Origin of the sequence: Arenibacter sp. F26102 (assembly GCF_023015865.1) — a bacterium.
Classification (GTDB): domain Bacteria; phylum Bacteroidota; class Bacteroidia; order Flavobacteriales; family Flavobacteriaceae; genus Arenibacter.
This window is the reverse complement of the sequence record NZ_JALKBC010000021.1, coordinates 52,833-67,206: the sequence shown is the minus strand read 5'-3', so window position 1 is coordinate 67,206 and position 14,374 is coordinate 52,833. Positions and strand designations below refer to the sequence as shown.

The 14,374-nt window shown below is 37.9% G+C and carries 13 protein-coding genes; 4 read left to right on the top strand and 9 right to left on the bottom strand.

Annotated elements, in window-relative coordinates:
* Positions 1 to 8: 8 nt before the first annotated feature.
* Positions 9 to 1,427, top strand: a complete 1,419-nt coding sequence (locus MWU78_RS20680; protein ID WP_247001397.1) for a TolC family protein — start codon at positions 9 to 11, stop codon at positions 1,425 to 1,427.
* Between the two features lie 289 nt (positions 1,428 to 1,716).
* Here MWU78_RS20680 and MWU78_RS20675 read toward each other — a convergent pair whose 3' ends face one another.
* The 7 genes from MWU78_RS20675 to MWU78_RS20645 all read right to left on the bottom strand — a co-directional run bounded on the left by MWU78_RS20675 (position 1,717) and on the right by MWU78_RS20645 (position 9,045).
* Positions 1,717 to 2,664: a DUF4625 domain-containing protein gene (locus MWU78_RS20675; protein ID WP_247001395.1), complete on the bottom strand. Its 948-nt coding sequence runs from the start codon at positions 2,662 to 2,664 to the stop codon at positions 1,717 to 1,719.
* A gap of 17 nt (positions 2,665 to 2,681) precedes the next feature.
* Positions 2,682 to 3,161, bottom strand: coding sequence for a DUF4625 domain-containing protein (locus tag MWU78_RS20670; protein WP_247001393.1), 480 nt, complete (start codon positions 3,159 to 3,161; stop codon positions 2,682 to 2,684).
* Positions 3,162 to 3,224: 63 nt separating this feature from the next.
* Positions 3,225 to 4,016, bottom strand: coding sequence for a DUF4625 domain-containing protein (locus MWU78_RS20665; RefSeq protein WP_247001391.1), 792 nt, complete (start codon positions 4,014 to 4,016; stop codon positions 3,225 to 3,227).
* Positions 4,017 to 4,061: 45 nt separating this feature from the next.
* A complete protein-coding gene (locus MWU78_RS20660; RefSeq protein ID WP_247001389.1) occupies positions 4,062 to 6,431 on the bottom strand; it encodes a TonB-dependent receptor in 2,370 nt (789 codons plus the stop codon).
* Positions 6,432 to 6,698: 267 nt separating this feature from the next.
* Positions 6,699 to 7,007: a hypothetical protein gene (locus MWU78_RS20655; protein ID WP_247001386.1), complete on the bottom strand. Its 309-nt coding sequence runs from the start codon at positions 7,005 to 7,007 to the stop codon at positions 6,699 to 6,701.
* A 476-nt stretch (positions 7,008 to 7,483) separates the two neighbouring features.
* Positions 7,484 to 7,801: a hypothetical protein gene (locus MWU78_RS20650; protein WP_247001384.1), complete on the bottom strand. Its 318-nt coding sequence runs from the start codon at positions 7,799 to 7,801 to the stop codon at positions 7,484 to 7,486.
* 335 nt (positions 7,802 to 8,136) lie between these two features.
* Positions 8,137 to 9,045: an NAD(P)/FAD-dependent oxidoreductase gene (locus MWU78_RS20645; RefSeq protein WP_247001415.1), complete on the bottom strand. Its 909-nt coding sequence runs from the start codon at positions 9,043 to 9,045 to the stop codon at positions 8,137 to 8,139.
* Positions 9,046 to 9,252: 207 nt separating this feature from the next.
* On the opposite strand from MWU78_RS20645, the gene MWU78_RS20640 reads away from it, so the two are divergent.
* From MWU78_RS20640 to MWU78_RS20630, 3 genes are all read left to right on the top strand, one after another.
* A complete protein-coding gene (locus tag MWU78_RS20640; protein ID WP_247001383.1) occupies positions 9,253 to 9,633 on the top strand; it encodes a transcriptional repressor in 381 nt (126 codons plus the stop codon).
* 223 nt (positions 9,634 to 9,856) lie between these two features.
* Positions 9,857 to 10,024, top strand: coding sequence for a lmo0937 family membrane protein (locus MWU78_RS20635; protein WP_247001381.1), 168 nt, complete (start codon positions 9,857 to 9,859; stop codon positions 10,022 to 10,024).
* A gap of 285 nt (positions 10,025 to 10,309) precedes the next feature.
* The gene (locus MWU78_RS20630) at positions 10,310 to 11,332 is read left to right on the top strand and encodes an AI-2E family transporter (RefSeq protein WP_247001379.1); all 1,023 of its coding nucleotides are present in this window, start codon (positions 10,310 to 10,312) and stop codon (positions 11,330 to 11,332) included.
* A gap of 354 nt (positions 11,333 to 11,686) precedes the next feature.
* On the opposite strand, the gene MWU78_RS20625 is transcribed toward MWU78_RS20630, so the two are convergent.
* Together MWU78_RS20625 and MWU78_RS20620 are read right to left on the bottom strand one after the other, a co-directional pair.
* Positions 11,687 to 11,872 (bottom strand): CsbD family protein, encoded by a 186-nt coding sequence (locus MWU78_RS20625; RefSeq protein ID WP_103475993.1) that lies wholly within the window; start codon positions 11,870 to 11,872, stop codon positions 11,687 to 11,689.
* 184 nt (positions 11,873 to 12,056) lie between these two features.
* Entirely contained in the window at positions 12,057 to 14,369 is a 2,313-nt protein-coding gene (locus MWU78_RS20620; RefSeq protein WP_247001377.1) for a BamA/TamA family outer membrane protein, read from the bottom strand.
* Positions 14,370 to 14,374 lie beyond the last annotated feature (5 nt).

The window sequence follows — 14,374 nt, the reverse complement described above, 5'->3', positions numbered from 1 at the left end:
ATAAAAAAATGAAACTATTTAAAATAATATATTTTGGGTTACTACTGATAGTTTGCAGTTGTAAATCTCTTAACACCGACTTGTCCATTCCGGAGAGGGAAGCGCCAACAAGTTTCAGTAAAACTTCAACCGATACTACCAGTATTGCAAAAATAAACTGGAAAGATTACTTTGCCGACGAATATTTGATCAGTTTGATCGACACGGCATTGGTAAATAATTATGATTTACAAATGGCCTTACAGCGCATCGAAATTGCACGTTCAGGGGTTCGGTTTTCTAGCGGTGAATTATTTCCGAAAATTGACGGAAACATTGCTGCCGGCTCCACCAAATATGCCAAATACACCGAAAGCTTTGCAGGTAACTCCACCACCGAGTTTGAAGGCAAAGGTATTCCCAATCCTGTTGAAGATTATTTTTTAGGACTTACAGCCACTTGGGAAGTTGATATTTGGGGAAAATTGAGAAACAGCCGTAAAGCGGCCATATCCAATTATTTGGCAAGTATTGAGGGAAATCGTTTTGTCATGTCGAACTTAATAACAGCTACTGCCATTGCTTACTATGACCTACTCGCCTTGGACAATGAATTGGAAACCCTTGAGCAAACCATAAAAATGCAACATGAAGCTTTGGAAGTGGTACAATTGCAAAAAGAAGTGGGCCAAGCCAATGAATTGGCTGTTCAACAATTTCAAGCCCAACTGCTCAATACCCAGGCCCTTAAAAAGAATACTCTTCAGCAAATAGTGGAAACAGAAAATAGAGTAAACTTTTTATTGGGAAGGTATCCACAACCCATTGAAAGAACAAAAGAAAAATTATTTCGGGAAGTACCCCAACAAATTGCGTTTGGAGTGCCATCACAATTGCTATTAAACCGCCCTGATATTCGCGAGGCAGAATTTCAAGTGCAGGCCAGCAAATTTGATCTAAAAGCTGCCAAAGCTGCCTTTTTTCCAAGCTTTAATATTGGAGCGGCTTTAGGTTTTCAGGCGTTTAACCTAAAATATCTATTTAAATCCCCGGCATCTATTGGTTATGCAGCCTCCGGCGGATTGATTGCTCCCTTGGTGAATAGAAATGCCTTAAAAGCAGAATTCAATACGGCAAAAGCTAACCAATTGACTGTAATGTACAATTATCAAAAAACGATTTTGAACGGCTATGTAGAAGTAGCCAACGAACTTTCGAACATTCAGCAATTAAGGGATATTATTTCTCTTAAAAGCCAAGAAAACGAAGTACTTGAAAATGCTATTGTGGCCTCAAAAGAATTTTACCGAATGGCAAAAGCCAATTACTTAGAAGTTTTAATGGCACAACAAAACTCATTACAAACCAAATTGGAATTGATCGATGTGAACAAGCAACAACAAATCGCAACTGTAAATATTTACAAAGCATTGGGGGGAGGTTGGTAAAATAGCCAAAAATAAAGGCGTACACTTAGTAAGTCTATCCGAATCCGGATAAATTAAGACTTAGTAATGTGTATGCCTTTTCTAAAGCAATAACTTGTTCATATTGAGAATATATCTTTGGCAATGTATTTACAAATGTATTTACAAATGTATTTACAATAGATCACATACTCTGATACTTAATAATGTCGCTAGGTTTATTGATTTAAAGTTAAAGTGTTTAGTATATATTGATTCTGTCTTTAAATAGATTCTGTCTTTAACAAGTTATATTTCATATAAGTTTTAATCACAGAGATAAGGTAACCTCTATATAATAGAAGAGACTCATATTGTAGGTGGTGTTCTGATAAAGAAGTCCCAGATAGTATGTGCCATCTTCCCATGCCTTTAACCCCGTAATGGCATTAGGGGTCGGTAGGTTGTTATCGCTTTCGGCACCAATAAGGAGATTAGCTGTTGTCATTGTAATTGGTGTTGTGCTAAAATCTAAAACAGTATTGCCAAAAGTTTTGGATGTTTCTAAACCTGTGTGTTCTTCAATGTCCCAAATAATGGTTTTTGAATAGTCTATGGCATCTATGTATTCCGGTTTGTGATTGTGCTTTTTATTGATCAAGACCACGTACAATTTGCCGTCACCTTTTACATTGTTAATGTAGGCTTGGGCGGTAAGGGTATTGTTCATTATAAGTAGTCGGTCACCACTGCCATCTTTTGTATAGTTAAATAATTGCCTATTTGTACTCGTATCAACCACTAAATAAGACCTTATTTGTGGATCTACGGGTAGGTTCTCAGCTTTATAAATGGTAATATTTCTCATCTCTTTCAGGGTTGTGCCGTTTTCATCGTATACTATTATGGTGAAATCATACTTTCCTTCTACCGCATCCTCTGGAATATCAAAATGTTTGTGCACAGTGGCATTTTTCACCCCTTTAAACTCATCCCAGGTCATTTCAAAACTCCATGAACCAGCATAGTTCTCACCTTCGATAGGTTCGAAAGTAACCTGGACCATATCTATCTTATCACCTGCAACGATCTCAGCGTATAGGTGAAAATCACGGCCAATGACCCCAATTTCATTGTTGCTTAACCCAATCTCAATATTGGAAATGGTGGGTTCGGCCAATTCAATTTCGTTGTTATCGGAACTACAAGAGGTAAAAAACATTAGTAGCGCCATAGGGGCTGCCAATAGTACATTTTTTCGATCTGTTATTGTTTTCATGGTATAACGTATAATTCTTAATCTATAATTTTTATATCTACCGATGTTCTGCTTTGCCACCCTGTTTCATCGATTACTGAAAAGGAACAATGGTAGTCCCCTGTATCAATATCGTTGGGAATTGTTAGGCCGATGCTTATTTCATAGATAGTCAACCCGTCTTCAATGGAATAATTTTCAATAAAAATCCATGGATTTATGGCTGTTTTTTTAGTGTCCATACTGCACTCTCCATCTTGATCATCATGGGTATGATGGTCAAAATTGTGATGGATATCCAGGCTATAAGAGGCCAATTCCACATTATCAGAGACCATCGCCTTAAAAGAATAGGTCTCCCCTCTTACAAGTTGTGAACAGGCTTGGGGAAACCCTTCATCATAATTGATATCAATAGTTGGTTTTTGTTCGTCCTTAGCTGCATTGTCATCGGTGGTACAGGAGGCGACAACTAGGATAAGTATTGGAATGAAAAAGTATTTTGTTGAAAATCCCATAATGTAAATTTTAAACCGCATGACATAAATGGCTCTACGTCATGCGGTATAGTTATTATATTATTATGCGGTAACGTCTATATGCGTTTCATACTCTTTTGTGTTTCCATCTTCATCTTCAACTGTAAATAGGACGTGATACTCGCCGGCAGGAGCAGTAACGGGAACATCGATATGTTTATGGAACTCCGCTTCGATCTCCTCATGGAATCCGTCCTCAAAAATCTCTTCATAGTCCCATTCTACTTCTCCTTCGCCAATTGTAAGGTCATGTGCATGGATATCTACCGTAATGTTGTGTATGCCATTAACGGCATCGATCATAAATTCAACATGAAAATCACTTCCTCTTTGGACGGTGGTATCCATAGAAAAATCACTTATCACAATAGGATCCAAAATCTCCAGATGACCCTCAATCTCTGTGCTATTTCCCAACTCATCGGTTACCGTCAACACAATATGATATTCACCTGCCGGAATGTTCGATGGAATATCGATATGTTCATGAAAGGTTGGATTAATTACCAGGTAGGAGTCATTTGTGTAGGTATTTTCATAATCCCATTCAACTTCGCCTTCTCCAACCTGAACATCATCGGCATGTATGTCTATGGAAATACTGCTGACTATTCCTTCCGCGTTTATTTCCGCTTCCAAATGAAGGTCGGAACCCTTATAAGCGTATGGTTCCGTGGAATGATCGCTTCCCTCCCCAAATTCGAAATTGGTAATTACTGGGGCCGATGCATCGGAAACTCCGTCGTCGTCACTGCTACAAGAGTGTAAAACGAGTCCTAAAAAAGTAACAATGGCCAAAAATTTAAAATTTGATTTCATAATGTTTGTTTTCATGTGTTTGATTTTAATTGTTATTAATTTATTTATGATTACTATTTATTAAAAAGGTACTGTCAATGAAATGGATAGGTTTCTGCCGGGTTCAGGCACATCTATCAACCGGTAAAAACTGGTATGGTCATAAAAGTGTGTATTCAACACATTGTTGAGTTTTACCCGCACATCAAAAGGCTTGGCGCTTTTAAAAAGGTTCATTTGAGCTGTAAAGGACATGTTGAGCACTTGATACCCCTCCGTTACTTCTTCGGGAGGTACTATTTCATTTTGTGCTGCCGTAATTCTATAGTCCGCTTTTACCTTTGGTTCATACAAAAAAAGAAAGTCCTTGAATTGATAGCTGGCGGAGAACAGTCCCGACAATGGGGGTGAAAACGGAAGTGTAAAACCCTTCTTGGGTCCACTTGTCTGCTTGGAATAAACGTACTCTGCAGAAGCATCCAATTGTAGATTTTTTAATACAGTGGTACTTGCCCTGATCTCTCCTCCGGCCCTAAACACCTTGCTCTGGGTATACTCGTAAATTTGAAGGGTTTCATAATAATTTGAAGTGGGATTTAGGTAGATAAAATTCTCAAAAATATTTACAAAGGGACTAGCTCCAAAACTAAACGCAGCAGTAGTATGATCAATATCCAGATCCAATTGATAAGATGATTCAGGGTCAAGATCTAGATTTCCCCTTTCGTACCGATACATATGATAATTTACGCCGTCCGAGGCCAGTTCGTTGGCCAAAGGCATTCTAAAACTCTTTCCTAAATTGACTTTATAGGTAGTATTTTTATGTATGTAACTTATTCCAAGGGAGCCACTGATATTACCAAAATTTAAGGTTTTGTTTTTTGCCCTTTGCAGATAGATGTAGGATGTGGATCCATCACTGTTGTTCACTGTTGAGGGATACCAGTCATAATGGGACTTGCTATCCAGCACCCCATAGTCATAACGTAAGCCACCTAATAAATGTAGATCTGGATGAAGCTCAAATTGGTCATAGGCAAAAGCTCCAATGGTGAAACGGTTATATGCAGGAATCAAAAAGCCCCATCCCCCTATGTTATTGTCTTGATATTCCAAATTTACACCTGCTGCAACATCATGCCTTTGATTGGGGCTAAAGGAATCCTTAATATTTAAGGTGTAGGTATTTTTATCAAATATCCGTTCCTTGCTATCAGGTGGCGTTGGCATATATCCGTGCGGAACAGGTTCGGAACGTTCCTCCCTATGGTTGTTTTGATACCCCAGATCCAAATGAAGGGTATGGTTTCCAATACCTACGGAGGTATTGTTCGTAATTTTAAAATGGTTTACCTTATGATAGGGTAAATCGACATCCCTGTTGGAACTATCGTAATCAATGCTGGAACTTCTGACCTCCAAGCCATGGGCATTGGCAAAAAAACCATTTTTAGCATTTACATTGCTAAAATTAGTTTCAGACTTTATGTTGCCTGAAATAAAACCGATCCCCAAGCTTGCATCAGCTTCCTTCCCGGCCGTATTCCTTAAGTTATTGTCATGCAGTTCAAAAATGTAATTCTCATAATTGATTTTGTCCGTTGGCACTTTGTAATCTCCATAATCCCTATATGTTAATCGCCCGCGATAAAACCACTTGTTTTTACGACCTTGTATGCCTGCCGAAACCCCCAATAAATCATTATTGGTTTCTCCTAACAAGTTTACCTCTCCCTTCAATGAATTTTTAACTGGCAATTTCGAAGTCTGTATATCTACCACACCAGCAATGGCGTCGGACCCATATTGCAATGAGGCGGGACCCTTTATAATCTTTACTGTTTCAACTCCGTATTGGTCAATTTCCAATCCATGGTCATTGCCCCACTGTTGGGCCTCGTGTTTTATGCTGTTCTGGACTACGACTACCCTATTGAACCCTAAGCCCCTGATTACTGGTTTAGACTGCCCTGAACCAATATTAATGGTGCTTACCCCGGGAATATTCTTCAAGGTCTGCATTAAACTGTTCTCCCTGTTTTTATCAAGAAAATCTTTAGAGACGGTGTGCGATACCGTAGCCAATTCTTGGGTCTCCCTTTTTTTGGTTTTACCATTGACTTCCACATCCTGAAGCTCGGTGACAGACTCCCTTAGGTAGATCTTTAAGGTGTCCATTTTTGGTCCTACCTTAAGAGTTACCGTTTCAGACGAGTAACCAATATGCGATATAGTCAAAGAGTAGGTACCCTCAGCAACATTTTTTATGGTAAATGTCCCAGTAGAAGATGAAATTGAAAAAAGGCCCTTACCAATAATATTGGCGCCTTCTAGAGGCTGTAAGGTGTTGGCATTTACAACGGATCCTTCTATTTGGAAAGAATCCTGTGCAAACACCATAGAGCATAGGCTAAAATATAGCCATACACCCAGCATTTTATGGATCATGATTTATTACAATAAGTTTGAACAATTGCCCCATGGAGGGGTCATTACAAAACCTATGCATTTAATTCTGCCTGGAAGTTGATAGTAACTTTAGTACCTTCTTGGTCTTAAGCCGATAGCCAAAAGGCGGTGGTATGGCCAGTTCCTTAACTTCAAATGGCGATTATTGGAAATAATCTATATACCATTCTCAATTACGAATTAGGTGTAACTATAGAGCCTTGGAGTTATCCAAGAATTCCAGAAAGAATTAAGGGCAAGGGAAACTTAAAGTAAAGAAGGTGGAGGTCGTGAAAAGAGCTGGTCACGAGCAATAGTACTTGAAACAACAAAAGCGTAATTTTCAGATTTCTCTATCTGGAGAATGGACTCTGTGTTTTTAATACCATATTCCGGAATATCCGCAGAAATTGCCGGGCTTAAGTTATGGGAGACAGCATTGTCGCAAATATAACAATGCAATGCATGCTCCTTATCGTCTGTATGGGAAAGCACATGAAGCCCTGCCATTTTCATTGAGATGAAAAGAGCAAGCAACAGAATACTGATACTATTTTTTAGACGACTGTTTCTCATTAAATGCAAACATAGCTAAATAAGGTTAATACGGTGTTAAAATAATCTTAACAATAATTAATGTTTATGATGTACCCTGCATCCTAGTAATTTCCAATTATAGTAGTGGGCCAAGGATACTAACAAAGTGCCCATTATAGTATTACCTATTTCCCATGACTCTGTAAAGTGGAGCCTTCCCAAACCAATAAATATAAAGCCCATAACAGCAATTTTCAAGGGTTTCAATTTTCGGTGAATTTTTTGATAACTAGGCCACAATGAAGCCAAGACAAAGACAAAGCCAAGACCAATAAATGTCCTTTCTATAAATGGGTTAGCCAAAAAATGTATACTACCAAAAGTGGTAGATGAAAGCATTATTGGAATAGAGGCGCAATGTATCGCACAAATAAGGGAGCTTGAAAGGGCTACGAGATCTAATGTACTGTTCTTAATTTTCATATTTTTTGGTTTCTGTTTAATATTTTTGTTCTCTAGCACATGATGAAGTAAAATGATTGATTTTCATCGATCTCTATTATTTCAAAAAGACCTACCTCACCAAATTCTTCTTTTACAGATTGCTTGTCGTAATAAAAGACTTTGGCGCCTTTGTGTAGCTCATAACAATCTTTGCCAATACGTTTTTCCATTCCAAAGTTTGGGGCTTCATTTGTTATAGCAGAAAAAAGCATAGACCCCTTTTCAATAAGCTGTTCATAGCAGTTAAGGATTAATTGTTGACTTTCCTTTTTTACTAATTTTCGGGAAGCAAAAGGCATATTGTTTATAGAACTGTGGCAGATGGCCATAACCAATATCTGGAATAGGAATGTTTTTTATTTTTTTTAAACAGGAATTATTTTGTTAACACAGCGGATCTTGCCGGTTTAAAACTCCACATTTCTTGTTTTTGAATAAAATTATCTTCCTTGAATTCTGTCATATCGCTTTCTGTTTTTTGCATCGTTTATCTCCTTCAACTCTAAGTAAACTATGGTCACAGGGGGTAATGTATTATTTTGCGTTCCATATCAAAAGTTATTCTCCAACCTGAAGAATTATTCTCTAGCGTTATTATAATGTCAGCTACCTGACTTTTGTTTGGAATATTTGTTGTGAAAACCTCAACCATTATTGATCTTGCTTAAAATTCTTCGTGGGATAATTCTTTATTGACCATGGCGCCTGCAATATTTCCGGTGGCTACGGCATAAGCTACCGAACGCATTGGGCTGGAATTATCTCCACAGGCGTAGATGCCATCAACGTTAGTTTGCTGAAAGAAATCTACTTTGATATGACCATTCTCGGTCAGTTCACATCCTAGGTCAACCGGAATGGAGGTATGCTGCTCAAAAGGAATCGCCGCATAGGCAGCAAGGAAGTTTTCTTTGCTACCGTCCTTGAAAACTATTTTTTGTAAATGACCATTTTTGTGTTCAACTTCCAATATTTCCTTTTTATTTACCTCAATATTATTTGTTTTGAGCTTTATTAATTGTTGCTCATTGAAATCCATCTTGCCATTGGTTAAAATGGTTAAATCATTGGTAAGGTTCTGCACCAAGGGAGCAAGATGAAATGCCCTTTCACCATTGGCCATAATGGCGGTGTTTACTGCTTTATGCTCATAACCGTGACAATAAGGGCAATGTATTACAGAAATGCCCCAGCATTCTGAAAATCCTTTGATGTTGGGTATGATGTCCTTTACTCCGGTTGCGAGGATTATTTTTTTTGCTGTAAATGTCTTGCCGTTTTCTTTTTCAATTTCAAAACCTAAAGGTATTTTTTGCCCATTTATAGCTAGGTCATTTATAAAAGAAACGGTATTGTATTGTTCAACCTGGTGTTTGGCTAAGGTGGAAATTTCTTTTGGTGTCTTGCCATCTTGCGTTAAGAAATTGTGGGAATGTGGTGTTTGGATATTACAGGGTTTTCCACTATTGATTATCAGCACATTTCTTAAAGAGCGACCTAAGGCCATAGCTGCAGAAAGCCCCGCATAACTCCCGCCAATAATAATCACTTCAAAAGTTTTATTTTCTTCCATAACGTTAGCTTTTGTAAAACTGGTAAATGAACTAAGTAAAGTAATAGACAGAGCGGCGAGACTTCCTTGTTTAATTACGGCTCTTCTAATCATTATAATTATTTTAAATGCGAATTCATCGCATTAGTATTTATTGCAAATATATCTTTATTTTGTAATATTGCAATACAATCGCAATAAATAATTACGAATAAATCGCGTTAATTAATGAAAAGAAGGAATACACCCACCAAAGAAGCTGTATTGGATGTTTTGGTAAAGACAGGTAAAGCGATGAGTCAAGATGCCATTGAGCAGAAGATAGATATTGATATCAATCGGGCTACCATCTATCGTGTTCTGAACCGTTTTTGTGACGACGGTATTGTGCATAGAGTGGTTGCAGAAGATGGTAAACAGTATTTTGCATTATGTGTGAAATGTGAAGAAAATCAAAAACCTAGTCATCATTTTCATTTTAGATGTCTTAAATGTGATACTATAGAGTGTTTGCCTGTCAAAGTTAATTTTTCAATTCCAGATGAATACGAAGTCGAAAATGTGAATTGTGTTTTAACCGGCACCTGTAAGGAATGTTCCCATAAATAGTATTAGTAATTTATTAAACCGAACATAACCGTAGAGTAGAATCTCAAACGTACTACACTTTTACATTCCAATGGATTGCATTAATAAATTTATCTAATGCATTACATTACATCAATACAAGTGTATAATTTTATAAGTGTTTAGAATTAAGTTATTTATGACATCATCAGATGGACAGAAAGATAATTTAAACATAAATTTCTAATCACTTAAACTTAAAATTATGAGAAGTATACTTTGGTTAATTGCTGTAGTTAGTATTATTATTTGGATGTTAGGTTTTTTCGGTATAGTTGCCGGCATGGGAACTAGTAATTTGATTCATATTCTCCTGGTCATAGCCGTAATTGCCGTTCTTTACAATATTATATCGGGTAGAAAACCCTTATAAAAATATAGTTTGGTGGATTGGGAAAGGAATGACCCAAGTTCGTTATTTGGCCTAGGCCATAGGGGGTTGGGTTATTTTAACTTTGGCTTCCTATTTTTTATCAATGAGGTTATCAGCCATACTATATTTTCCTGATTTCCATTTTGACTTTTATATTTACTTCCTCCTACAGTGTGCTTCATGATTTTTTCTTGTAAAATTGTTTATCTTATATTGGTGGTTTTGAGGCTTTAATTATTTACAAGGGATGTCAGGATTTTTAATATAACCTACAGCAAATGAACTATGAAAAATATTGATCCCAATGTAATACGACAGTTGTTCATTATACTGATTATTCTAATGCTTGGCGGGTTAATTTTTCAAGCAATTCTTCCCTATTTTACCGGAGTTTTGGGTGCTATTACCATTTATGTGCTTCTAAGGGGACCCATGGCAAAACTTGTTAAAAAGGGTTGGCACCCCAATCTGGCCGCCACCGTATTGTTGGTGATATCCTTTGTATGTATTTTGTTACCTGTTTCGGGAATTGTGTTTATGTTGGGCACAAAAATTGGTAATGCCGTACAAAATTCTGAGAAAGTCATAAGAGCAGTGAAATCACAATTGGCAAAATGGGAAGACCTAGTTGGATATGACTTAACTTCCGAAATTGATGCAGGTGCTGTTTCTTCCTGGCTTTCCACCAACCTACAAGGATTTGCCGGAGGAACTTTTAATATGTTCATCTCTATTGCCATCATGTATTTTATGCTTTTTTATATGTTGACCAACAGACGGGAACTACGGGAATCCTTGTTTAAATATATTCCTATTGGGAAGGAAAATCTAAAGATAATAGGAGAGGAAGTTAGGGCTATGGTGCGCTCCAACGCTTTGGGTATTCCCTTAGTGGCATTGGCTCAAGGGATTATCTCGTTAATAGGATTTCTTATTTTTGGCATTAATTCCCCTTTCTTCTGGGCCGTTATTGTCACCATAGGTTCTATGATTCCTTTTATTGGTTCTTTGTTGGGCATTGTCCCAGTTTTTATATTGTCGCTCTCAGAAGGCAGTACATTCCAAGCTTGGGGTATTCTATTATACGGCTTTATTGTAGTAGGGGCAACAGATAATCTATTTCGTCTTTTTATTCTTAAAAAATTGGACAATGTGCATCCTTTGATTACGTTAATAGGGGTAATTGTAGGTGTACCCATTTTTGGATTTATAGGACTGATATTTGGTCCCCTTCTTATTAGTCTTTTTCTGATTGTTGTCCGGATGTATAAAAAGGAATACGCCAAGGACAACAAGGACAGGCTTTAATTGCTCCGATAATTCCATCCAATTGGAACTATGGGTTTCTTTCTTTGGAACCTTTTATATAGCGTTAGGCTTGCCTGCAGTAGGCAGGGACCGCGGCGACATCCCCGCAACAACGCCAGGGATATAGCTAAGGGCTTTAGCTACGGAGGATATAATGCCCATTTAATTGGGCTAAACCCTGTGAAAGTATTTCTTAAATCTCCTTAATTAGTGATTTTTTCTTTTTTGGATAAGCACTAGGTTAATGCGAGACCCAAGTTTTAGCTTTGGTCCAATAAATCTTTTCTATAAAAAAACAACCCCCACAATTCTGTGGGGGTTGTTGCAATGAGATTTAAACTTATGAGCTCGAGGCTACATATTATCGATCTCTTCTTTTAATTGTTCTTTTCTTTTTCCGGTTTTTTCTTGTAATCGGCCTAAGAATTCGTCAAACTTACCCTCTGAATAAGTCAGGTCATTATCGGTAAGATCACCGTACTTCTGTTTGAACTTACCTTTGACTTGTTTCCATTTTCCTTCTAATTGATCACTGTTCATAGTCTTGTTTATTTAAGGTCTGCACCAAAAGGCAGACGGGTTAATAATTTATCTTTAATAAAATTAGACCTAAATGCCACTAGTCAATAATTCAAAAGATTACATTTTTGATCCATTTAATTTGGATGCAAAACTTTATGATTTTCTTAATAAAACAAGGGATGTTTTTAAATTCTAATAACTTTTAAAAGGGATAACCGATGGCAAAATTGAAGAGGATATTGTTGCTGCCGCCATCAAAAAATGGAATTCTGATACGATCTCCTTCAGGCAGGTATGGAACCTGTAAGGGAGATGCAAAATCGAAACGCAATACAAAACTTTGGATATCTACCCTAAGGCCCAAGCCCAGACCAATACCCAATTCCTTGGCCCAATCGGAACCAAATTTCCCTTTGGCGAGCAATTCTTCATTAAACTCTCTACTGGCTTCAGGTTCATCTTCCGAAATTTCTATATCATTGGTCAACCATACGTTGCCGGCATCTGCGAAAATGGCGCCCTTTAGGTAAGACCATATGGGGAATCTGTATTCCAAATTGCCTTCCAATCGCAGATTTCCTGATTGATCAAAAAAGGAAGAAGTGCCATTTTCTGTAGAACTAAATGTTCCAGGTCCCAGCGACCGTATTTGAAATGCCCTTACACTATAGGGACCGCCCGAAAAAAATTGCTTTACAAATGGCAGTGTGGAGGAGTTGCCGTAAGGAATTCCCCATCCCGCATAAAGTCTACTGACGAGGGATTGTTCCTTGCCCCATTTTATATAATAACGAAAATCGATATCGGCCTTGGCATATTGTGCATATTCCAATCCAAAAACCGTTTTATCGGACCCGCCAATAAGGTTCAGCGTGTTACCGGCTATATCCAGGCTTGTGGAAACGAAGAAGGGGTGATTGTTATTCACATCTACCAGTTCGTTGTAGGTAAAGGTATAGTTGAATCCAGCGATGAACTGTTGGTCGAAACTTTGTTTCAAAAACGGATTTTTATCCAAAATGGCCGTAAATTCTTCTGTGGTATTTGATAGGTTTACGTAATTGATGCTGATAGGATTAAGCTCGTGGTATACAAATCTATTGGCATTCCAGGTATAACCAAAGGTGGCGTTGAACGAGTTTAAGGTATAAAGTTTCGTGCGTTTCAAGAAATCGGTTCCTAAGCTAATTTTGGTCTTGGGTACCGCGTATTTAAATTGTTCAGGGGAAAAGGGAACTAGTCTAGGGATGATCAAATCGGTTTTGAGTCCACCCGCTATACTACTGAGGCCAGTGCCTTTACCTCCAGAAAGCTGGGTTTCATAGGCGAAATTACCCGTTATGCTCAAGGTTTCCCCTCCTTTAAAAAGGTTTCTGTTGTTATAGGTGAGAGATATTCCCGGCCCAGCAAAACCGTTCGATTTGGTTACTGCCTGTAGTTGCGCCCGTACAGACCTTTTGGTAAGTGGGGAAAGTAAAATATCGGCGTATAAGGAAGCAGTACTATCTACTTTAGAAGTGTCCCTTTCATTGAACCGGATATTTACATACTTGTAGTTTCCCAAGGCCGAAAGTCTATTACTGGTTAACCTGGCCGTTTCCGAATTATATTTCTGATCTACCCCGAACAATATATAGGGTTCCATTTTCTTAGGTTTAAAGAATTCCTTTTCTTGAATAAAATTAATGCCGTTGACTACTGTTGTATTGGTGTCGACCTCCTTTTCCGTGTCGATGGAGAAGTTGGGGTAAACAGAAATGGAATCAATGGTATAGGGAATCACCGTTTTTTTTGGGAGGTTTCTTTTCAACCGTAGAAAGAGGTCGTACCTTTTGTTGTCATAACGATTGGTATCGGCCTCAAAAATCAAAAAATCGGGATTAAAATTGTAATATCCCCTTTGTTTAAGTTCATGATCTATGCGTTCCCTTTCAAATTTCATCAGTTCCAGATCAAATCGGTCTCCAAGCTTAATTTTTGTTTCTTCCAAGGCTTTTTCAATTTCGGCATAGATGGGCAGCGAGTCTTTTTCCAACTCAAATTTTTCCAGAGTGTAGGGCTTTGGCAATGTTAAGTTGTACTTAATGGCAGCGTGTTTTTGTGTGCTGTCTATTTCAGAGGATACCTGGCTATAGAAAAACCCGCGATTGTCCAGTCTGTTCAGCATAAGTTGTTTTACCCGCTGCGGATTTACATCGGAAAGATAAACTGGTTCTTCCCCAATTTTTTTATTGAGCCAACGATTTATAAAACCGGGTCTTTTCTTTTGTGCTTTGTAATGGAAATACAGGCCCGGTCTAATCCCCAAAAATTGGGAATTGGGCTCAGGGGCCACTATAGTGCGCAATTCTTGCGTTACCTTTTTTTGGTTCTTTACTTCTTTGTCAAACGCAACATCAATCTTTGAACCAGTATATAGAGCTTCGCCCTCAGGGATGTATTTCCCAACACTGCAGGAATAGATACCTACTAGAATTAGCAGGGTTAAAATAGTCCGATATGTTTTTGCTGCCATCAAAC